Here is a 20004-nt window from a genome sequence, read left to right as displayed (position 1 = left end):
ACTTTACAGCTGTACAAGATAAAGTGCTTGAGAGCCTAACGGTTTCCATGAAGGGAACCGCTCTTCCAAACCAGCAAAAACTGGAGCTGAGCGAGCTTCACGCAGAGACGGCTGGAGCGACTGCACGGTTTGACTTGGTCGAAGTTACCCCTAGCAACGGGCAGGCACAGGGAAGTATCTCAATCTCAGATCTTGGATTTGTGTCGAGCTTAGTGCAGCAAGAGTTTGCTGGTTCAGTAGAAGCTCAACTCTCAGTTCTGGCAGATTTCGTCAAACAATCAGGTGATATCCATCTGGAAGGCACCAGCAGCCGAGTGAGCCTGCAGAATGAGAGTTTGGATCGTATTCTTGTTTCTCCAAGCCGGTTTGCAGTTAAGCTTTCAGCCACACTCAACAGCAATGATTTACTGGCCTCTTATGGACAGCTAGAAACACTCCGCTTTGAGAATGCCTTTGGCCAGATTGAAGCCCATGGCAGCTTACAAGACAAGCAAGCAGAGGGTGCCTTCTCTGCTCTAATTCGCGAACTTGAGCTTCTCGAGCCACGCGTCCGAGGCATGCTCTCCGCAAACGGGACGATTTCAGGCAGTGCCAATGCACCAAATGTGACATTAGAGGTTCAGTCTGAGCGGATTGAAATGGATGGCGCGCCTCTTGACCAGTTGAAGCTATCCGCAGACGCTAAACTCTCTGAGACCTTTCCAAATGCAGACATCTATCTGAGCGGACGCTTCAAGGGAGAAGAACTGGCCGGTCAGTTCAAGCTGGTGAGTGAAGATAGCAACCTCTCAGTTCCAGCACTTGAGTTCGATCTGGGGGGCAACAAGATTTCCGGTAATGCGCATGCGGATGATCTTGCCCAGCTTCCCTTGGGATTGGTGGGGCACTTCTCAATTGCAGCCAATGATCTGAGCACACTTTCCCCGCTGGCTTTGACTGAAATGGAAGGCCGGGCACAAGGAGAGATCGATATCCAGCAAAAAGATGGCCACACTCAGGTTGAGTTTGATTTTAGCAGCGAAGGCCTTCGTTTTGCGGAAAGCTCCGTTGGCTCTTTCATGGCCAAGGGATGGATCGACAAAGCTTTCACACGCCCTTCTGCCAATGCCAGTATCAAGCTGGAGGGCGTTGAGGTTGAAGGTGTGGCTCTGAATGCTCTCACTGTTGAGGCAACGCCGGTTGAAGCTTCAACCAGCTCAGCCATTGCTACCGGTTTCACGATTGATGCGGCTTTTGCGGAAAACAATGACAATCTGAAAAGTAGCGGTGTACTGCAGGCTGTACCTAACGGCCTGCAAGTTACAATCAGCAAACTGCAAGGGCTTTACAAAGGCATTCAGGCCAATCTCAAACAGCCCACCACGATCTCATTGTTGGAAGATCGGCGCACTGTCACGTCCTTTGAACTGGAACTCGGAAGTGGATCACTGCAAGTTTCGGGTACTGACAGCACTGAGCTGAACATTACTGCCAGGATGAACCAACTGCCGCTTTCGCTGGCCAATGCATTTGTTCCGTCTCTGGAGCTGGGCGGTACGCTCAACGGAGAAGCACGGGCTTTTGGCAAGGTGGATACGCCAGAAGTCAGCTGGAACCTTGCGCTGAATGACTTCTCAGCAAAGCCACTCAAAGATAACAGAATTTTGCCGCTGCAAATCACGAGCACAGGCTCTTTTGCTGGAAACGAGGTCAATCAAAAAACAACCGTTATGAATGGTGCCGGACTGAATCTTCAAGCAAACGGAAAAGTCGGCATTGCCGGCGCTCAGAATGTTTCACTGACTGCGAACGGCAACATCCCGCTAGATGTTGTTGGAGCAAAACTGATCGAACTGGGTTTTGGCGGTAGCGGCGGTTTCCAGATGAACGGCTCGGTTACCGGAAGTCTGCGAGATCCGCAGATTGCGATGGAGATACGGCCAAATAAGCTGGAGACAACACAGCTTTCAACTGGCATGACGCTGAATGACTATAGCGGTGCCATTCAGATCACTCGGCAGGAAGTTAACATCAATGCTCTCAGCGCCAAGTTCATCAATGGCGGAACGCTCAAACTAGATGGGAAGCTGGGTTTGGGTGAAGCACTTCCTGCGCAGATCGATCTCGTCATTGATGGTGGGCGTTATGTTGATGGAACGTTTGTCAGCGCCTTGATTAACGCAGACCTATCGCTTCGAGGTTCTCTTGGTGATGTGGGATCGCCACCTGCAATTGGCGGCAAAGTGGTTATTGAGCAAGCTGATATTGAGATCCCAAGTTCCTTTAGTTCAAGCATCAATCCGGTCATCGTTCGACATTTGAATGCACCGAAGCCTGTTCTAGCTCAATCAAAAGCGCTTGCTCAGGATGAAGGCCTTGAGAACCCGCAGAAGGGCAGTGAGAGCAGCCCTATAGAAAAAGCCACATTGAATGTGGATGTTGAAGCTCCGGGTAAGATCTTTATTCGCGGGCGCGGTGTGAATGCTGAAGCAGGAGGCTCCCTCAACATTGGCGGTACGGTGAGCAATATTCAGACCGTGGGAGCGTTCTCACTGGTTCGCGGACGGATCGATATCCTCTCCAAGAGGCTCACCCTCAGCCGCGGAAACGTAACTTTCAGTGGGTCTCTGGTGCCGTTTCTTGATTTTGCCGCCACCACAACTTCCGGCTCAACTGAGGTGACTGTTTTGGTCAGCGGCCCTGCGAACGTTCCTGTGATTGACTTCACGTCTGTTCCAAGCCTGCCGAAAGATGAGATCGTCTCTCAGCTGCTCTTTGGTGAATCTGTCAATGATCTGTCGCCAGTTGAGTTGGCTCGGCTTGCGAGCGCCATAGCTACGCTTACAGGTGGTAGTGGAGCGGAAGGGCCTCTGGGCACACTACGCAATCTACTGGGCGTCAGCGATATCGACATCAACTTTGATGCAGAAGGAAATCCAGAACTGGCTGTGGGTGGTTACATCAACGAGCGCATTTATCTGGGTGTCACGCAGGAGCCAACCACAGGTGATAATGCGGCTACGGTCGATATCGATGTGACCAAGTTCCTTAAACTGCGCGGGGAAGCCAGCTCAGACGGGGATGCAAAAGCTGGCTTCTATTATGAGCGGGAGTACGACTAGGCTGTGCGCCCAGCGAGCCGGACAGCTTCCTCATAAATTGGCTTTGGCAGATTGATGCCGTTCAGACGCGCCTTCTCACGGGCAGCAAGGCGGGAGGTTCCCGGCAACCGAGCCCCTTGCTCTGCCTCAATAGCTGCTACCAGTGTTTGCATGCGTTCTGCGAATGAGCCGCCTGAGACAAGATCTGCATTGATTGCGAGGATGACTTGCCCAAGGTTTGGCGCATCGCCTTCTCCTGAGAACAGGCTAGAGGCCTCAAACCCAAATGCTGTTCCGCACAGGCCTGCTGCGAGGATTTCAATCATCATTGCCAGCGCGGCCCCTTTGGCCTCTCCAATCGGGATCATGGTTCCGGCAAGTGCTGCGTCTGGATCCGTGGTTGGCTGACCTTCTTCATCCAGCGCCCAACCTTCCGGAATAGTGTTGCCGGTACGTTGTGCAGCCATAATTTTTCCACGAGCGACGCGGGACAGTGCCAGATCGATGACAAGCGGTTCGCCGTCTGCGTTCGGCGCAGCAAATGCGATTGGATTGGTGCCAAACATGGGGTTCTTGCCGCCATAGGCAGCGATTGCCTTTGGTCCATTGCCAAAGATGAACGCAACCATTCCATCCCGAGCCAGCCGCTCACAATGAGCGCCTGCCTGTCCAAAGTGATGAGAATGGCGGATTGCACTCAATGACAGACCGTTTTTTGCTGAGGCTTCTTTCAGGAAAGGCAAAGCGACTTCGATGGCTGGATAGCAAAACCAAACTTGGCATCGATCCGTTGCACGACAGGCGTGATCAGTTCTGCTTCCGGTTTGGCATAGCATCTACTTTTCCAGTTCGGGTTTGCGCTGTGTAGGATGGTATTCTGGAAAGACCGTGACCTCCCTGCCCATCAACCTCAGCATTCACCAGTGCTTGCCCAACAATCTCAGCAACTGCTGGATCTGTTTTATTCGCAGACAGAGCATCGATGGTGAGTTTGCGTGCTTCTTGTAATGTGAGATTGACCGTATCTGACATGAGGCGCCTTTAAACAATTTGCGTTCTTAACAAATCGCTCGTGACATATTTTGCGCCGGAGCACAATTGAAGCCTGCTCTCGATTGGCGTGTAAACCTCGATGCATTGAGACATGCAATAAACGAGGATGGCAAAACAGCAGAAACATACTGGATAACGGGATTTCGGGAATGACATCATTCCAGATTTTTCCGGCAGGCTCTGTCCGAAGGACTGTGCTGTAACGGCTTATAACTGCGTGAGTTTTGGATCTATCCGCAATCCATTGAGAAAGAGACAGTGGTTTAGACCATGGATTTGCATTGCAGAATGGATCAATCTTTGCAAATCCTAGGGGAACTAGGTGTTTTTCCTAGATCTACCACTTATATGTGTAGTCGGGTTACGCCAATAGCCGATCTTGCTTCTCTGTCTCTTCCCCATTTCTGTCGGGATATGACTTCATTCAGGAGATAATCATGAGTTCAACACTCTCACTTACCAAAGAAATTCCGCTCCTTCGTGAAGCCTGTCTCATAGGAGGCAAATGGGTTAGCGGATATGAGAGCAATTCCATCTCAGTGAACAATCCGGCAACCGGTGAAATCATTGGTCGCGTGCCACGATTTGGTCGCCCTGAAACAGCTGACGCCATTGATGCGGCACAGGCTGCCTTTGCGGTCTGGTCTAAGATGACTGCGGTTGAGCGTTGCAATCTTATGCTGCGTTGGGCTGATGTGATTACTGAGAACCAGAAAGAACTTGCCGAACTGCTGACTATTGAGATGGGGAAGCCCCTCGCAGAAGCGACAGGTGAAGTTGCCATTACAGCCAATTACATTCGCTTCTTCGCAGAGGAAGGCAAGCGCGTTTACGGCGATGTGATCCCTTCTCCGTGGAAGGACCGCCGCATCATGGTGACCAAAGAGCCTGTGGGTGTTGTTGGCGCAATTACTCCATGGAACTTCCCAAGCTCCATGCTGGGCCGCAAGCTCGCCGCCGCTCTTGGTTCCGGCTGTACGGTTGTTGCCAAGCCTGCAAGCCAGACCCCTTACTCCGCTTTGATCCTTGGTGAACTTGCTGAGAAGGCTGGTATTCCTGCTGGTGTCATCAACATCATCACAGGCTCTGCAGCTCAGATTGCTGATGAGCTTTGCGAGAACGAGAAGATTCGCAAAATCACCTTCACCGGTTCCACTCCGGTAGGCAAGCAACTGGCTTCCAAAGCCCTGGCAAACATGAAGAAAGTTTCCATGGAACTTGGCGGCAATGCGCCGTTTATCGTGTTTGATTCAGCTGATCTGGATAAGGCTGTTGAAGGTGCAATCGCCTCTAAGTTCAGAAACTCTGGTCAGACCTGCGTATGTGCCAACCGCATCTATGCTCAGGCGGGCATCTATGAAGAATTCTCTGCCAAACTGAAGGCAGCGATTGAAGATCAGCTGCGTGTAGGTGATGGCCTGAAGCCGGGTGTGAACCAAGGTCCGCTGATTGATGGCGGCGCAGTTGCGAAAGTTGAAGAACTCATTGCAGATGCAGTTGAGAAAGGTGGAACCGTTGTCACCGGCGGCAAGCTGGATGCACAGGGTGGGACTTTCTTTGAACCGACTTTGCTGCTGAACGCGACACCTGACATGAAGGTTGCAAAAGAAGAGACATTCGGTCCGTTTGCACCAGTCTTCAAGTTCGAGAGCGAAGAAGATGTCATCGCGATGGCCAATGACACTGAGTACGGCCTTGCTTGTTACTTCTACACGCAAGATCTGGGCCAGACTTTCCGCGTGATGGAAGCCCTTGAGTACGGTCTTGTGGGTGTGAACGAAGGCGTGATCACCACGGAATATGCACCGTTTGGCGGGTACAAAGATAGCGGCATGGGCAATGAGGGTTCCAAATACGGAATCGATGACTACATCAACATTAAATACTCTTGCATTGGTGGGCTTGGCCTTTAAAGCTCATTGTTAATTTTGTGGGGAGCCGGAGTGTTCATCACTCCGGCTTTTTCTTTTGGGGACTGCTTTCGTGATTATAGAACAAGAACGTTGTACGGCTGCGCCAACACTCAAAGGCGAGCGCATCATTATGCGTGCACACCAGGCCTCCGATTTTGACGCCTGCTGTGCTTTGTGGGCTGATCCAGATGTGGTGCGCTACATTTCCGGTAAGCCTTCCAGTCCTACAGATACATGGGGACGTATTCTCAAGTACGCAGGGCACTGGAGCCTATCTGGCTTTGGGTACTGGGCTGTCATTGAGAAAGATACAGGCGAGCTGATTGGTGATGTGGGCTTTTCGGACTTCAAACGCGATATCACTCCAAGTCTTGATGGCTTGGCTGAAGCCGGTTGGGTGATCTCTCCCAAGTTCCACGGCAAAGGTTATGCGCGTGAAGCGGTCGAGCTCGGTCTTTCGTGGTTGAAGGACTCCCGTTTGTTTCCTGAAGCGCATTGTATTATTGCGCCAGAAAACATTGCCAGTGTCACCCTTGCTGAGCGAGTTGGCTTTGAGAAGTATACGGATGGGTCATATATGGGTAGTCCGACAATTTTCATGAAGCAAAGCTTTACTTAGAACGATAAGCCCAGCTGGCAACTCACTGGTTGGGCTTGTTCATTTTCTGCGATCCTGTATATGCTTTCTTTAAAGATCCATGCAGGCTGAGTTATGCAGAAATACGATAAGATTTACGCCAAGGACGAAAGTTACTTCGGCCATACCTCCAAGCAATTTACGACATTGTTTTCCAATCTGGATTTCGATAGCGGAACTATTCTTGATCTGGGTGCCGGACAAGGACGTGATGCAATTTTCCTCGCCAAACGCGGTTACAACGTCATTGCGGTCGATAGCTCCAAAGTTGGCCTAAATCAGCTGCAGGAACGCGCTGAAGCTGAGAATCTGCCAATTGAGATTGTCCATGCTGACGCACTTGGTTACACCCCGCCTCAAGACCTTGATGCGATTGTAGCTGACCGTTTTTTCCACGAGCTGCCAAACAATGCGCGCGTCAAGCTATTGCAGCGTATGCTTGGGTACCTTCGTGTTGGGGGTTACATGCTTATCGCAGATGATAAGAGTGTTCTGCCAAATCTGCGTGATGCGCTGAAGAAAGAGAAATTTGAAGTTCTGCGTGACAAGAACGGTATTCTCTTCACATACAAACCTTAGGGCTGTTTCAGGAGGCGCCTTGGCGTGCCTCTTTTTCTGCTGTTACCAAACAGCCAGCAACTGATAGATCACACACGAAAACGTGATGTAAAACCCTTATATTTTTGCAGTTGTATCAGCTGGTTTTACAATCTCCATTATGTTGCCACAGTGACAACTCATTTCCGTAACAATGTTTGCAAAAATCGGCGTTATTGCTGACTTTTCCGTGATTGTGCACTCAGGCTGAACAATGCGTTTAATTGCAATTCCCGAAACATGTGCCAATTGTATGCCCAAGCTTGACGTTCACAGTTCAACAGAAATTGGAGATTACAATGAAATCAGTTCGCTTCGGAATGCTCGCAGTTGCAGCTTCTTTCCTCGCAACAGCAGCAGTTGCTGAACCAGTTGCATACGACGTTGACATGTCCCACGCAAATCTGGCGTTCGACTACAACCACCTGGGTTATTCCACCACTGATGGTCGCTTTGGCACCTGGACCCCTACCCTGATCATTGATGAAGAAAACCCAGCGAACTCCAAAGTTGATGTTGAGATTGATGTAAACTCCCTCGATACCTTCTGGGCAAAACGCGATGAGCATCTGAAGAGCGCTGATTTCTTCGACGTTGCAAAATTCCCATCCGCAACATTCAAGTCCACCAAGGTTGAGCAGGTTGGTGAAAAGAACCTGGAAGTGACTGGTGACCTGACGATCCGCGGCGTTACCAAGCAACTGTTCTTGAAGTGGTTGTGAACCAAATCGCTGAGCACCCAATGGCTAAGAAGAAGGCTGTTGGCTTGATGCAACAACAACCATCAAGCGCTCCGACTTCGGTATGGCGATGGCTGTTCCTTACGTTTCTGACGAAGTGAACATCAAGATCAGCTTCGAAGCGACCGTTAAGTAATGGTTCTGGCCTGCGTGCGGAAGCAATTGCCCCAGCAGGCCATATGACCTTGGCGAAGGGGCTGTAACGTCCCTTCCCTTGATCAAAGGATTTCTCCATGATCAGAAATACACGATCAGCCTATGGCATTGTTGCGATCACGTTGCACTGGACCATAGCCACGCTCATTATTGGTATGCTTGGGTTTGGTCTCTACATGGTGACCCTGCCAATTTTTGAGCCAGCAACCTACTCTCTTTATCAGCTTCACAAATCCATTGGCTTTGTCGTTCTGGCACTTGTTGCGCTGCGCATTCTCTGGAAAATTACAAGCATCACCCCAGATCTGCCTACTGAGATGCCAGGCTGGGAGAAGCTGGCTGCGCATCTGGGACACATCAGCCTTTATGCCCTGATGCTGATTATGCCACTGACAGGATGGCTTCTGGTTTCATCCAGCCCGTTGGGTCTTCCGTCAGTGTTCTTTAACCTCTTTGAGATTCCGCACCTACCAACACCTGAGTTTTTGGGGCAAAAAGCGGATGTGTCTGCGTTCTTCACCGCAGTGCATGGCTGGGCTGCGTATGCGTTTATCGCAGTGATCCTCGCTCATGTTGGAGCTGCCCTTAAGCACTACTTCATATCCAAGGATAAAGTCTTACAGCGTATGTTGTCCTCAAAGGCTTAATTTGAGGATCCGGAGAAAACTATGAAACGATTGACCGACTTGTTCTTTAAAGCCAGCGCAATTTTGGCATTCATTCTGGTAGCAGCCGCTTCTACAGCCTCTGCTGAAGAATGGTACGTAGATCGCAACAAAAGTACGCTTGGCTTTGAAGTCATCAATAACGGGAACACCGTTACCGGTACATTTGCAACCTGGAATGCAAAGATCATCTTCGACAAAGCTGATCTTGAGAACGCTCAGATTCAGGCCACCATCATCACCGGAAGCGTGAAGACAGAAGACGCTCAGGCAGCTGGTGCGATCACCACTGCACAGTGGTTGGACATTTCCAGCTACCCAGATGCCATCTTCCGCGTTGACAATGTGGTTCCTGCGGGCGGTGATCTTTATGAAGCAGCTGGCACGTTGGAGCTCAAAGGCGCCAAGATTGCTGTGTTCCTTCCGTTCACTTTGACCATTGAAGGTGACACTGCTCATGCTGTTGGGGAAGCCACACTTTCACGCGGTGACTTCAAGATTGGCGACGGCGTACCAGACAGCACCGTCAGCAACAAAGTTACAGTGAAGTTGGATCTTTACGCGACACGTTGATGATCTGCCCGTGAGAGAGGCTTGCATTTTCCACCACGTCTCTCGTCAATTCGGCGTAATCTAGTAAATTTGACGAATTTTGAAGGCTGAGGGGCTTTGCCCCCCGGCTTTTTCTCTATAAAACGGCGCTCAGCAAATTCAACAGTGTACAGCTGTACACCAAAATAGCCAGAGAGTGCCAAGATGTCTGAAACACTTGCTCCCGAGTACGTTCACACCTCTCTTTTTCCATTGGGTAAGGACAAGACCCCGTATCGCAAGCTGACTTCCGAGTTTGTTAGCGAAGTTGAGTTTGACGGAGAAAAAGTCCTGAAAGTGGAGCAAGAGGGCCTGCGCCTGCTTGCTGAAGAAGCATTTAAAGACATCAACCACTTCCTACGCCCTTCTCACCTTGAGCAGCTGCGGAAAATTCTGGATGATCCTGAAGCAACTGCAAACGACAAGTTTGTTGCTTTTGATCTCATGAAAAACGCGAATATTGCAGCAGCTGGCGTTCTGCCTATGTGTCAGGACACCGGCACAGCGATCGTGATGGGTAAGAAAGGCCGCAAGGTCTGGACCAATGGCAACGATGAAGCAGCGCTTGGCGAAGGTGCTCGTGACGCTTACTTCAAGAAGAATCTGCGCTACTCCCAGCTGGCACCTCTCTCCATGTTCGAAGAGAAGAACACCAAGAACAACATGCCGGCTCAGATTGAGTTGTATGCTGAGGGTGATGATGCCTACAAGTTTTTGTTCATGGCAAAAGGCGGCGGGTCTGCCAACAAGACTTTCCTCTTCCAGGGTACACCAAGCCTGCTGACCCGTGATCGTATGATTGAGTTCCTAAAGGAGAAGATCCTTACTCTGGGAACCGCGGCTTGCCCTCCTTACCATCTGGCAATTGTTATTGGTGGTACCTCTGCTGAGCTGAACCTGAAATCCGTGAAGCTTGCATCTGCGCGTTATCTGGACGAGCTACCGACTGAAGGTTCAGAAGGTGGTCATGCTTTCCGTGATCTGGAGATGGAAGCTGAAATTCATAAGCTGACCCAGTCAAGTGGTGTTGGCGCTCAGTTTGGCGGCAAGTACTTCTGTCACGATGTGCGTGTTATCCGCCTGCCACGCCACGGCGCATCCTTGCCAATCGGCATTGGTGTGTCCTGTTCTGCTGACCGTCAGGCGACTGGCAAGATCACCAAGGAAGGTATTTTCCTTGAAGATCTGGAGCGGAACCCAGAAGTTTACATGCCAGAAGTTACTGACAATGATCTTTCTGACGATGTCGTGAAGATCGACCTGACACGCCCGATGAGCGAAATTCTTGGCGAGCTTACAAAGCACCCAACCAAGACCCGCCTGTCGCTGACTGGCCCGTTGATCGTAGCCCGCGACCTTGCACACTCGAAGCTGCGTGATCGACTTGAGGCCGGTGAACCGCTTCCTGATTACATAAAGAACCATCCTGTCTATTACGCGGGCCCTGCAAAAACACCAGAAGGCATGCCATCCGGCTCCTTCGGCCCAACAACCGCAGGCCGCATGGACGCATATGTCGATCAGTTCCAGGCTGCTGGCGGCTCCATGGTGATGCTGGCAAAAGGTAACCGCTCTGCGGGCGTACGACGTGCCTGTCAGGCTCATGGTGGTTTCTATCTGGGTTCCATCGGTGGTCCAGCTGCACGACTGGCTCAGGACTGCATCAAGAGCGTTGAAGTGGTTGAGTACGAAGAGCTTGGTATGGAAGCCGTCTGGAAGATCGAAGTGGAAGACTTCCCTGCCTTCATCGTGGTTGACGACAAAGGCAACGACTTCTTTAAGGAGCTGAACCTGAGCTAACTACTCGGTCTCTGGATTTACTGAATTAGGGCGCTTTTCGAAGTGCCCTTTTTTTGTGCCCAGAGTTCGTGACAATTTCAATCAATCAAACATCAAATTAGCATTATTCACTCTTACTTTTGTCGATTAATTAGTGTTTTAGCTAGATGCAAATTAAGCTCGAGACGAATGTAAATCAGCTTCGAATGGATCCCTAGTAAAATCCTTTGCTATAAGAAGCATATAGCGGCAGTTGTAGTCTGTATTACTTCAACAATTAATAGATTTGACATTCTAAGCTGCGAGCGTCTCCCTACTCGCTGCATATATTCCCTCATGCAAACGAGATAAAACAAACAACAATATCCCAGGGGGTATTCAATGCGCATACTTATCGCGAGTGTTGCACTTTGCTTTGCAGCACTATTTACCGGAACACAGGCAGACGCTGCGGCTTCTGGAAAGTTCTTTGATCATGCATCCAAGAAGTGGGTGACTTATGGCTCCGCTCAACACGGCAAGTCTCCCATCAAACGCAAGCAAGTCCGCTACAATGGCTCTTACGGTCCGAACACTATTGTGATCAGCACGAAAGATCGTCGTCTTTATCATATCCGTGGTAACGGTACCGCCATGGTTTATGGTGTTGGCGTCGGACGCGAAGGCTTCCAGTGGGCAGGTACACACCGCATCACCCGTAAGGCTGAATGGCCAAGCTGGACACCACCGAAGGTCATGATCGAACGTGAGCGCCGCAAAGGCCGCATCCTGCCTTCCTTCATGAAAGGTGGCCCGAACAACCCACTTGGTGCACGAGCCATGTATATCGGTAGCACGATCTATCGTATTCACGGCTCCAACGAGCCATGGACTATCGGTTCTGCTGTATCTTCAGGCTGCATCAGAATGGCAAACGAAGACGTCATTCACCTCTATGACAACGTCAACGTTGGCACGAAGGTTGTCGTTCTACGCTAAAATGCTTGGGGCTGGTTGCTCGCCAGCCCTTTTAGCCAAGCTCTCTTGAGAGCCCACGTTCTTCCAGTTCTTTCAGATAACGATTCCACAAAAAATCTCGTTGCTCTTCCATCTCCTGGAAGTACGCCCAGGTGAAAATGCCGGTATCGTGCAGATCATCAAATGTCAGTTTAACTGCGTAATTTCCGACCCGATCAACACCGATAATCGAGACATCCTGCTTTCCTGCAATCACTTTTCTTTGATCTGGCGTATGGCCCTGAACCTCTGCAGAGGGTGACATCACCCGCAGAAACTCCGAGGTAAACGAGACTTCGAGGCCGTCATCAAAAGTAATTTCAAGATTTTTTCCATTGTTTTTTAAGTGAATTTGCGTAGGCCAACGTGTATCTGACATATTTTTTTGTCCTTGCCCAAGTTCACGGAACTCAGTATTGATGATCTAGGAATTATACCTGTGGTTCTAAGATATTTTCCTAGGTAAATCCACTGGAACTCCTTACTGATGGATTGACGCTAACTCATTGCGTACTACATTAGAATTGTTAAATTCGACGGTTTCAGAGAGACGGAAGTGGAGGTTTCCATGGGGCAGTATGCCGAGGACAAACAGCAGGGTGCGCACCCAGCATTGATTGACCCGTTCGGCCGCGCCGTGACGTATCTTCGCGTCTCTGTGACTGATCGCTGCGACCTGCGCTGCGTATACTGCATGTCAGAGCACATGACCTTCTTGCCAAAGAAAGACGTACTTTCGCTGGAAGAGCTTGATCGCCTTTGCACCGTTTTCATCGAAAAAGGCGTTCGGAAAATCCGTCTGACAGGTGGTGAGCCGCTCGTCCGTAAAAACATTATGAGCTTTATCCGCGGCCTCAAGCGCCATCTGGATAGCGGTGCTTTAGATGAACTCACGATTACAACGAACGGCACACAGCTTGAGCGATATGCCGAAGAGCTGTTTGAAGCAGGGGTTCGCCGCATTAACGTTTCCCTTGACACGTTGGACGCTGAGAAGTTCAAGGACGTTACACGTTGGGGCGATATCCAGAAAGTATTTAGCGGGATTGAGGCTGCTCAGAAGGCAGGCCTTAAAATCAAGCTTAACGCTGTCGCACTGAAGAACTTCAACGAAGATGAGCTTATTCCAATGCTGGAATGGGCGCACGAACGTGGTCACGACCTCACCTTCATTGAAACGATGCCTTTGGGTGAGATTGATGGCGACCGAAACGAACAGTATCTGCCTTTGAGCGATGTGCGCAAAGCTCTCTCAGCCAAGTACACACTGACAGACATTCCATACAAGACCGGCGGCCCTGCCCGTTACATGCGGATTGAGCAAACTGGTGGTCGTCTCGGCTTTATTACGCCAATGACACACAACTTCTGCGAAAGCTGCAACCGTGTGCGTGTGACGTGTACCGGCCAGCTGTTCATGTGCCTGGGCCAGGAAGACCAGAAAGATCTTCGTGCTGCACTTCGCGCATCTGAAGGAAATGAAGTGCTTTCGGAAGCGATTGAATCAGCGATTGCACGAAAGCCGAAAGGGCATGACTTTATTATCGATCGAGATAACAAGTCTGGATCTGTTTCTCGTCATATGAGTATGACGGGGGGATAAAAGCAAAGAAAAACAAACCAAAACTCGTGATAAAGCCCAGCTGTCATTCAGCTGGGCTTTATATGTTTTAAGTGTTCGGCGCAGCAGTTTTCGCACCTTGAAGCTGAGTAGAAATATTCTGGAACACAGCAGTCAAGTCATCTCCAAGCAATGTAACTGCTGTAATGATTGCCACTGCGATGAATGCTGCCAAAATACCATATTCAATTGCGGTTGCGCCTGAATCGTCCTTAAGAAACTTAGCGAACATTGTTTTAAACTCCGTTTTGAACCCTAGAAGCCCCACTCCTCATCGGGACTACCGGCAAACTAGGCCTTCATTTCTTGCCAATTTATGAATCAATTTCTCAGATGAATTTATGATTGTTGGAATTACGCAGAAAGTGCGACATCAGCTCGAAACGCGCTCAAGTTCAACATACATAAATTCTATATAAATTATTGTTTTTGTTGAGTTTTTACTTAAATAAAACTTGAACTAACAAATTTACTAATTATTGACTCTATCATTTAATCGTCAAATTTCTCGGTGCAAAGTTTCACTGTGTAAACTGCTAGTATCTACTCACGACTGAAACTTAAATTGTTTCCCCCAAAGCACGCGCCATAAAGCGTGAAATGCGCGGGATCGTTCGAAGCGGCCCTTCATCATAAGAATGTGCATTGGTACAGTATGTCGCCGCTTTTGCTCTGGGTAGCTCACAGTCTCAACAAAGTTCGTCATCTTATTCTCCAGTCATCATTTCGATGGGACAATAGTCTTGTGGTGGAGATCTCAGCAAACGAGTAATTTCAAGCGGTCAGATCAAATTATTTGAGGTGATATGCGTTACTCGCTTCCTCCACTCAACTCTTTCAGAGTATTTGAGTGTGTTGCCAGACATATGAGTTTTGCGAAGGCCGCTCATGAGCTAGGGCTTACGCCGTCTGCGTTGAGTTATCAGATCAAGATGCTGGAAGAGCAGTTGCAGGTGCCGTTGTTTGTGCGACTCAACAGAGCTATCGAGCTTACGTCTGCAGGGCATCGGTTGTTACCGGGGGTGGAAGCTGGATTAGAAAATTTCAGCGAAGCTGTGGCCCGGGTTAAAGGGGTGGACGAGGATAATGTACTGGTCATCTCAACAGGCCCCGGCACAGCCTCCAAGGTAATAGCACCGCGTATTTATCGCTTCATGGAAGCCTATCCGGAGATTGAGCTCCGCATCTCTGCCAATCTGAAACTGGTGGATTTCTATAAGGATGATGTTGATCTTGGGCTACGCTTTGGACGTGGCCCCTATCCGGGATTGCATGTCGACTTTCTTATGGAAGATATCTGACACCAATGTGCGCACCGCGATTGGCGGAGCAGATGCGGCAACCGGAAGACTTGAAGAACTTTACGCTGCTTCACGAAGATAGCATGGCGACTTTTTTGAATGCACCGGGCTGGAAAGATTGGCTAAGATCGGCTGGTGTTTCTCGAACGACCTGGGCGGATAAAGGCATGCACTTTTCGCAGATTGATCATGCTCAGGATGCAGCGATTGAAGGGGCCGGAGTAATCCTGGGACGACAGGTTCTTTGTGCTTATGATGCGCGCCTTGGCCTGCTGACAAACCCGTTTGATTTGAAGATCCCCGCAACCGCTCATTACATGTTGGTTGGTTTGGAGAACTCCTTTCAAAAGCACAAATGCAAGGTCTTTGTTGACTGGATCAAGGTTGAACTTGAAGAACTTTGTCCCACTTAGCTAAGCGAATATGCCGCGCACCCTGCCCAGCGCAAATGAAGCACAAGCCAACTGTATTGAGAGCTGAAATCGGTTGTCCATCTGAGCAGAGGACATCTTAGCCTCCCGACAAGCAAAAACGGCAGAGGTCACATTTAAGACCCTGCCGTTCAACACTCAGACTTTATCAATCAGAAGTCAGCTTATCAGCCCACAACGATTTTTGGAGCTGACCTTGCCGCATCTCCGGTAGGCTGCATGACACCTTGCCAGAGGCCCGCTGCAATCACACCATAAGCTTTCGCAATCGGGCTATCTGGATTGCTCACCGTAATTGGCACGCCAGAATCGGACTGCTGGCGGATCTCCATGGTCAATGGCACTTCACCAAGGAACGGAACCTTCATCTTCTCGGCTTCTGCTTTGGCTCCGCCATGTCCGAAGATCTCATGTGTTCCGCCACAATCCGGGCAGATGAAGTGGCTCATGTTCTCGACAACGCCGAGCACAGGGATTGCCACTTTTTCGAACATTGCGATACCACGGCGAGCATCCAAAAGCGCCAGATCCTGTGGTGTGGAAACAACAAGCGCACCTGTCAGGGGTACCTTCTGAGCCATGGTGAGCTGCACGTCTCCGGTTCCCGGTGGCAGATCAACGATGAGCGTATCCAACTCGCCCCAGTCCACTTCACGGAGCATCTGATTGAGAGCGGAGACAACCATTGGACCACGCCAGATCATGGCTGTATCTTCTTCCACTAGAAAGCCAATGGACATCAATTTGATACCATGCGCTTCAAGCGGCTTCATAATTCTGTTTTCAGTGACTTCAGGCTGTCCTGATGCGCCCATGAGTTTCGGGATAGACGGACCGTAGATGTCAGCGTCCAAGAGACCGACTTTCAATCCCATTGCGGACAAAGCCAGCGCTAGGTTTGCGGAGGTCGTGGATTTGCCGACACCGCCTTTACCGGAAGCAACTGCAATGATGTGCTTCACGCCCGGAACATCCTGTTTCGCTGGTAGCGGGGCACCTTTGGGTGGCGCTTTACGTGCAGCTGGAGGAGGTGTTGATGGCGAGCCTGGCTGCTTTTCAGCCGTCAACGCAACCAGCACAGTCTCAGCTCCGGGAAGAACACCGACAACCTTTTCAGCAGCCTGTCGCAGGCCTTCGAGTTCTGAGGCTCGCTCTGCAGGCACTTTGATTGAAAAGACGACACGGCACTCTGATACAAACAGGTCTGCGACCAGATCCTGATCAACAATGTTGCTCTTGCCATCAGGAGATTTCACCTGTTTGAGCACCTCAAGAACGCGCTCTTGCGTCAATCCAGCCATAGCCTTTTCGGTATCCTTATGGTTTTTACCTGATGTGAACCCGCCTTTCAGGCGCCCCCACAATCCTTTTGGTTTGTCGTTGTCCATCGTGCACACCCTTTAAAGCCCCTGCCAAGCAGAGAGGGATAAATATGATCTTGCTGGTAAATATGCCTGTCAGCTGAAACTGCAAGCTTTTGCCATTGGTTCTTTGGTATCTTGGTATACTTCTCAAGAAGAATTGAGCAATACAGAATTCATGAAAGATACACCTTGTCCTTTGCGCATTCGCAATCTGTTTTGCTAAACCACACCGCCATCAGTTGAGCGGAGTTCACGCAAAGTTGAGGCCACCAACACAAATTCACAGATATTTGCGCATTCCGCAAAATCTTTCATTGAAGATAAAACCTAGCGTCTTCTGAGGATTAGAGTGCACGCTAGGGGATCTACCTTACCTTTTGGAGAGCTCGTTTCATGCTCCTGATACAATCACTCAACAAACTGAGGGGAATGCGTGATATTTAGGAAGCTAAGAACCCTCTTGCTGCTACGCACGGGAGCGGGAGGATCGGGCGAAATTCATGCTGACAATTCTGTTCTGCATTTTCCACGGGCTAGGAGGCAATCGTGTCTAATCCTATTTTGATGAATCGTCGTAGCGTGCTAGGAGGCATGGCCGCTACCGGTGCCATTGCAATGGTGCATCCGTATTCTGTTCTTGCAAAAGAGAACACTGCGCACCTGCGTTTGATGGAAACAACCGACCTCCACGTCCACGTCGCTCCATATGATTACTATGCAGACCGTCCAATGGACACAGCTGGTCTTGCTCGCACAGCTACCATCATCAAAAAGCTGCGCTCTGAAGCCACCAACACTATGTTGGTAGACAACGGTGACTTCCTGCAGGGCAACCCAATGGGCGATTATATTGCCTATGAGCGCGGTATGCGTGAAGGTGATGTGCACCCAGTCATCAAAGGCATGAATGTTCTGGGTTATGATGCCGGTACTCTGGGTAACCACGAGTTTAACTACGGTCTGGACTTCATGATGAAGGTTCTTTCCGGCGCGAACTTCCCGGTTGTTTCTTCTAACGTCTCCAAAGGCACGTCCCTAGGCTCCAACGGCCGTAAGGATGATCTGTTCCTGAAGCCATACACAATCGTTGAGAAGAAGATCAAAGACGGTGCAGGCACTGAGCACACCATTAAAGTGGGCTTCATCGGTTTCGTTCCTCCAATGATCATGAACTGGGATTCCCGTCATCTGGTTGGCAAAGCAAACAGCCGTGACATGGTTGATGCAGCTCGCGCATGGGTTCCGGAAATGAAGGAACAGGGCTGTGACCTGATCATCGCACTGGTTCACGGTGGCATTGCTGGTGGCGCGCACGAAGAAGGTGCTGCAAACACCGCACTGCACATCGCGGGTGTTGAAGGTATCGATGCTCTGTTCACTGGTCACCAGCACGATGTCTTCCCAGGCCCTAACTATGAAGGCATTCCTGGCGTTGATGCAGAAAAAGGCACGCTGCAGGGCAAACCGGCTGCTATGGGTGGTTTCTGGGGTTCTCACCTTGGTGTGATTGACCTGATGCTTGAGCGCGACGGCAACAATGGCTGGCGCATTGCCAACTTCACTACTGACGTACCATCCATCTATAAGAAAGAAGGCCGTAAGCGCATTCCTCTTGTTGCAAGTGATGAAGAAGTGCTGGCAGCGGTTGAAGACGATCACAACAAGACCTTGTCTTACGTTCGCCGCGCTGTTGGTAAAACCTCAGCTCCACTACATTCTTACTTTGCTCTGGTGGCAGATGATCCGTCCGTACAGATCGTGTCCAAGGCGCAGACCTGGTACACCAAGGAAATGCTCAAAGACACTGAATGGGCTGGCCTGCCGGTTCTTTCTGCTGCTGCTCCGTTTAAAGCTGGTGGCCGTGGTGGTGCAGACTACTATACCGACGTCGCAGCAGGCGATATCGCAATCAAGAACGTTGCTGACCTTTACCTTTACCCGAACACCACTCGCGCAGTGCTGATTACCGGTAAAGACGTGAAGGAATGGCTTGAGCGTTCTGCAGGTATGTTCAACCAGATCGAAGCAGGCAAGAAAGATCAGGTTCTTCTAGACGCTGAGTTCCGTTCCTACAACTTCGATGTGATTGATGGCGTCACCTACGAGATCGATCTGACCCAGCCTTCCAAGTACGATGGCAAAGGCAATGTGGCCCATCCTGATGCAAACCGTATTGTGAACCTTCAATTTGAAGGTAAGCCAATCGATATGGATCAGAAGTTTGTTGTGGCAACCAACAACTACCGCGCTGGTGGTGGCGGCAACTTCCCAGGCATCAATGATGATGTGATCATCTTTGTTGGTCCGGATACAAACCGTGACGTGATCGTTCGGTACATCGTGGAACAGGGTACAATCAACCCATCCGCTGATGCGAACTGGAAGTTCAAGCCAGTTGCAGACACGACTGTTCTGTTTGAAACCGGCCCTGCAGCTGAAAAACACATGAAAAACGTGGAAGGCGTGCAGATTGAGGCCGCAGGTGAAGGCAAAGACGGTTTTGCGATGTACCGCATTACGCTCTAAGTCTGAATGACTTACATGATTTGGGACAGGCGGGGCCATGTGCTCCGCCTTTTCTTTTTCGCAAAAAGCGAGACATTTCAGTGTTTTAAACACTGTATTTTACATTTTTAGAAGAATTTGCTGTCAGGCTTTCATGAACTGGAGGATCTGACAATGAGTGTTACGCAGTTATGTTATAGAAGTCGCATTCATTGGCCTGCGCTTCGCCATAGCCTTGATGAGGAAGTTGAACGATCGCTGACACGTATTCGGCGCATCAACTCCATGGCAGGTGTCACAGGCGCGCTGATCCTGACGGACAATCATGTGTTCCAATTGTTGGAAGGACCCTGGCCCTCCGTAAAGCGGACATTTGAGTGTGTGCTTGAAGACAGGCGACATTCCGACCTGACCGTACTTTCTAATGAAGAGCAGGATTTCAGGCTCTTCCATAATTGCTGGATGCACTTTTGCGATCTGCGCGAGGAAGCAGACAGCCATTATCCAAGTTTTTCGGCAATCTCCTTGCCCATCCTGACCGCACCTGCAGTGAAGAGGTGATGGAACTATTGCTT

The 20004-nt window shown here is 50.0% G+C and carries 16 protein-coding genes and 2 pseudogenes; 14 read left to right on the top strand and 4 right to left on the bottom strand.

Annotated elements, in window-relative coordinates:
* Window positions 1–23 precede the first annotated feature (23 nt).
* Window positions 24–3101 carry a translocation/assembly module TamB domain-containing protein gene (locus JCM12308_RS19030; protein WP_208978769.1) on the top strand — a complete coding sequence of 1026 codons (3078 nt, stop codon included), beginning with the start codon at window positions 24–26 and terminating at the stop codon, window positions 3099–3101.
* Here the strand turns inward: JCM12308_RS19030 and JCM12308_RS19025 are convergent.
* Window positions 3098–4112, bottom strand: a pseudogene (locus JCM12308_RS19025) (Ldh family oxidoreductase). The gene JCM12308_RS19030 and the pseudogene JCM12308_RS19025 sit on opposite strands and share 4 nt — an antisense overlap.
* 458 nt (window positions 4113–4570) lie before the next feature.
* On the opposite strand from JCM12308_RS19025, the gene JCM12308_RS19020 reads away from it, so the two are divergent.
* The 9 genes from JCM12308_RS19020 to JCM12308_RS18985 all read left to right on the top strand — a co-directional run bounded on the left by JCM12308_RS19020 (window position 4571) and on the right by JCM12308_RS18985 (window position 12189).
* Window positions 4571–6046, top strand: a complete 1476-nt coding sequence (locus tag JCM12308_RS19020) for an NAD-dependent succinate-semialdehyde dehydrogenase (protein WP_054784762.1) — start codon at window positions 4571–4573, stop codon at window positions 6044–6046.
* A 70-nt stretch (window positions 6047–6116) separates the two neighbouring features.
* Window positions 6117–6665 (top strand): GNAT family N-acetyltransferase, encoded by a 549-nt coding sequence (locus JCM12308_RS19015; RefSeq protein WP_054784761.1) that lies wholly within the window; start codon window positions 6117–6119, stop codon window positions 6663–6665.
* 93 nt (window positions 6666–6758) lie between these two features.
* Complete coding sequence (locus JCM12308_RS19010) at window positions 6759–7262, top strand: class I SAM-dependent methyltransferase (protein WP_014285218.1); 504 nt, start codon at window positions 6759–6761, stop codon at window positions 7260–7262.
* Between the two features lie 317 nt (window positions 7263–7579).
* Window positions 7580–8002, top strand: coding sequence for a YceI family protein (locus JCM12308_RS19005; protein ID WP_208978768.1), 423 nt, complete (start codon window positions 7580–7582; stop codon window positions 8000–8002).
* Between the two features lie 82 nt (window positions 8003–8084).
* Window positions 8085–8156, top strand: coding sequence for a hypothetical protein (locus tag JCM12308_RS32470; RefSeq protein WP_306303357.1), 72 nt, complete (start codon window positions 8085–8087; stop codon window positions 8154–8156).
* A 97-nt stretch (window positions 8157–8253) separates the two neighbouring features.
* The gene (locus JCM12308_RS19000) at window positions 8254–8823 is read left to right on the top strand and encodes a cytochrome b (RefSeq protein ID WP_054784760.1); all 570 of its coding nucleotides are present in this window, start codon (window positions 8254–8256) and stop codon (window positions 8821–8823) included.
* A 21-nt stretch (window positions 8824–8844) separates the two neighbouring features.
* On the top strand, window positions 8845–9414 hold the full coding sequence (locus JCM12308_RS18995; RefSeq protein WP_008552057.1) for a YceI family protein: 570 nt from the start codon (window positions 8845–8847) through the stop codon (window positions 9412–9414).
* Window positions 9415–9597: 183 nt separating this feature from the next.
* Complete coding sequence (locus tag JCM12308_RS18990; RefSeq protein ID WP_054784759.1) at window positions 9598–11232, top strand: fumarate hydratase; 1635 nt, start codon at window positions 9598–9600, stop codon at window positions 11230–11232.
* Window positions 11233–11592: 360 nt separating this feature from the next.
* On the top strand, window positions 11593–12189 hold the full coding sequence (locus tag JCM12308_RS18985; RefSeq protein ID WP_014285214.1) for a L,D-transpeptidase: 597 nt from the start codon (window positions 11593–11595) through the stop codon (window positions 12187–12189).
* Between the two features lie 31 nt (window positions 12190–12220).
* On the opposite strand, the gene JCM12308_RS18980 is transcribed toward JCM12308_RS18985, so the two are convergent.
* On the bottom strand, window positions 12221–12586 hold the full coding sequence (locus JCM12308_RS18980; protein WP_054784758.1) for a gamma-butyrobetaine hydroxylase family protein: 366 nt from the start codon (window positions 12584–12586) through the stop codon (window positions 12221–12223).
* 189 nt (window positions 12587–12775) lie between these two features.
* On the opposite strand from JCM12308_RS18980, the gene moaA reads away from it, so the two are divergent.
* Window positions 12776–13810 (top strand): GTP 3',8-cyclase MoaA, encoded by a 1035-nt coding sequence (moaA, locus tag JCM12308_RS18975; RefSeq protein WP_054784769.1) that lies wholly within the window; start codon window positions 12776–12778, stop codon window positions 13808–13810.
* A 67-nt stretch (window positions 13811–13877) separates the two neighbouring features.
* On the opposite strand, the gene JCM12308_RS18970 is transcribed toward moaA, so the two are convergent.
* Window positions 13878–14060, bottom strand: coding sequence for a Flp family type IVb pilin (locus JCM12308_RS18970; protein ID WP_054784757.1), 183 nt, complete (start codon window positions 14058–14060; stop codon window positions 13878–13880).
* A 574-nt stretch (window positions 14061–14634) separates the two neighbouring features.
* Here JCM12308_RS18970 and gcvA point away from each other — a divergent pair.
* Window positions 14635–15542, top strand: a pseudogene (gcvA, locus tag JCM12308_RS33085) (transcriptional regulator GcvA).
* A gap of 185 nt (window positions 15543–15727) precedes the next feature.
* Here the strand turns inward: gcvA and apbC are convergent.
* Window positions 15728–16861, bottom strand: a complete 1134-nt coding sequence (gene apbC, locus JCM12308_RS18960) for an iron-sulfur cluster carrier protein ApbC (protein WP_054784768.1) — start codon at window positions 16859–16861, stop codon at window positions 15728–15730.
* 627 nt (window positions 16862–17488) lie between these two features.
* On the opposite strand from apbC, the gene JCM12308_RS18955 reads away from it, so the two are divergent.
* Together JCM12308_RS18955 and JCM12308_RS18950 are read left to right on the top strand one after the other, a co-directional pair.
* On the top strand, window positions 17489–19450 hold the full coding sequence (locus JCM12308_RS18955; protein WP_054784756.1) for a bifunctional 2',3'-cyclic-nucleotide 2'-phosphodiesterase/3'-nucleotidase: 1962 nt from the start codon (window positions 17489–17491) through the stop codon (window positions 19448–19450).
* Between the two features lie 153 nt (window positions 19451–19603).
* Window positions 19604–19990 carry a BLUF domain-containing protein gene (locus JCM12308_RS18950; protein ID WP_208978765.1) on the top strand — a complete coding sequence of 129 codons (387 nt, stop codon included), beginning with the start codon at window positions 19604–19606 and terminating at the stop codon, window positions 19988–19990.
* The last annotated feature ends 14 nt before the right edge of the window (window positions 19991–20004 follow it).

This window comes from Pseudovibrio denitrificans JCM 12308, assembly GCF_001310815.1.
Taxonomy (GTDB): Bacteria; Pseudomonadota; Alphaproteobacteria; order Rhizobiales; family Stappiaceae; genus Pseudovibrio; species Pseudovibrio denitrificans.
Note: the sequence above shows the minus strand (reverse complement) of the source record. Positions and strands in the feature narration are given on the sequence as shown.

What these genes read in the sequence shown, in the direction of transcription:
- JCM12308_RS19020 (WP_054784762.1), top strand. Translation starts at nt 4,571, where the DNA reads ATGAGTTCAACACTCTCACTTACCAAAGAAATTCCGCTCCTTCGTGAA.
- JCM12308_RS19010 (WP_014285218.1), top strand. Translation starts at nt 6,759, where the DNA reads ATGCAGAAATACGATAAGATTTACGCCAAGGACGAAAGTTACTTCGGC.
- JCM12308_RS19005 (WP_208978768.1), top strand. Translation starts at nt 7,580, where the DNA reads ATGAAATCAGTTCGCTTCGGAATGCTCGCAGTTGCAGCTTCTTTCCTC.
- JCM12308_RS19000 (WP_054784760.1), top strand. Translation starts at nt 8,254, where the DNA reads ATGATCAGAAATACACGATCAGCCTATGGCATTGTTGCGATCACGTTG.
- JCM12308_RS18995 (WP_008552057.1), top strand. Translation starts at nt 8,845, where the DNA reads ATGAAACGATTGACCGACTTGTTCTTTAAAGCCAGCGCAATTTTGGCA.
- JCM12308_RS18990 (WP_054784759.1), top strand. Translation starts at nt 9,598, where the DNA reads ATGTCTGAAACACTTGCTCCCGAGTACGTTCACACCTCTCTTTTTCCA.
- JCM12308_RS18985 (WP_014285214.1), top strand. Translation starts at nt 11,593, where the DNA reads ATGCGCATACTTATCGCGAGTGTTGCACTTTGCTTTGCAGCACTATTT.
- JCM12308_RS18980 (WP_054784758.1), bottom strand. Translation starts at nt 12,586, where the DNA reads ATGTCAGATACACGTTGGCCTACGCAAATTCACTTAAAAAACAATGGA.
- moaA (WP_054784769.1), top strand. Translation starts at nt 12,776, where the DNA reads ATGGGGCAGTATGCCGAGGACAAACAGCAGGGTGCGCACCCAGCATTG.
- JCM12308_RS18970 (WP_054784757.1), bottom strand. Translation starts at nt 14,060, where the DNA reads ATGTTCGCTAAGTTTCTTAAGGACGATTCAGGCGCAACCGCAATTGAA.
- apbC (WP_054784768.1), bottom strand. Translation starts at nt 16,861, where the DNA reads ATGGCTGGATTGACGCAAGAGCGCGTTCTTGAGGTGCTCAAACAGGTG.
- JCM12308_RS18955 (WP_054784756.1), top strand. Translation starts at nt 17,489, where the DNA reads ATGAATCGTCGTAGCGTGCTAGGAGGCATGGCCGCTACCGGTGCCATT.
- JCM12308_RS18950 (WP_208978765.1), top strand. Translation starts at nt 19,604, where the DNA reads ATGAGTGTTACGCAGTTATGTTATAGAAGTCGCATTCATTGGCCTGCG.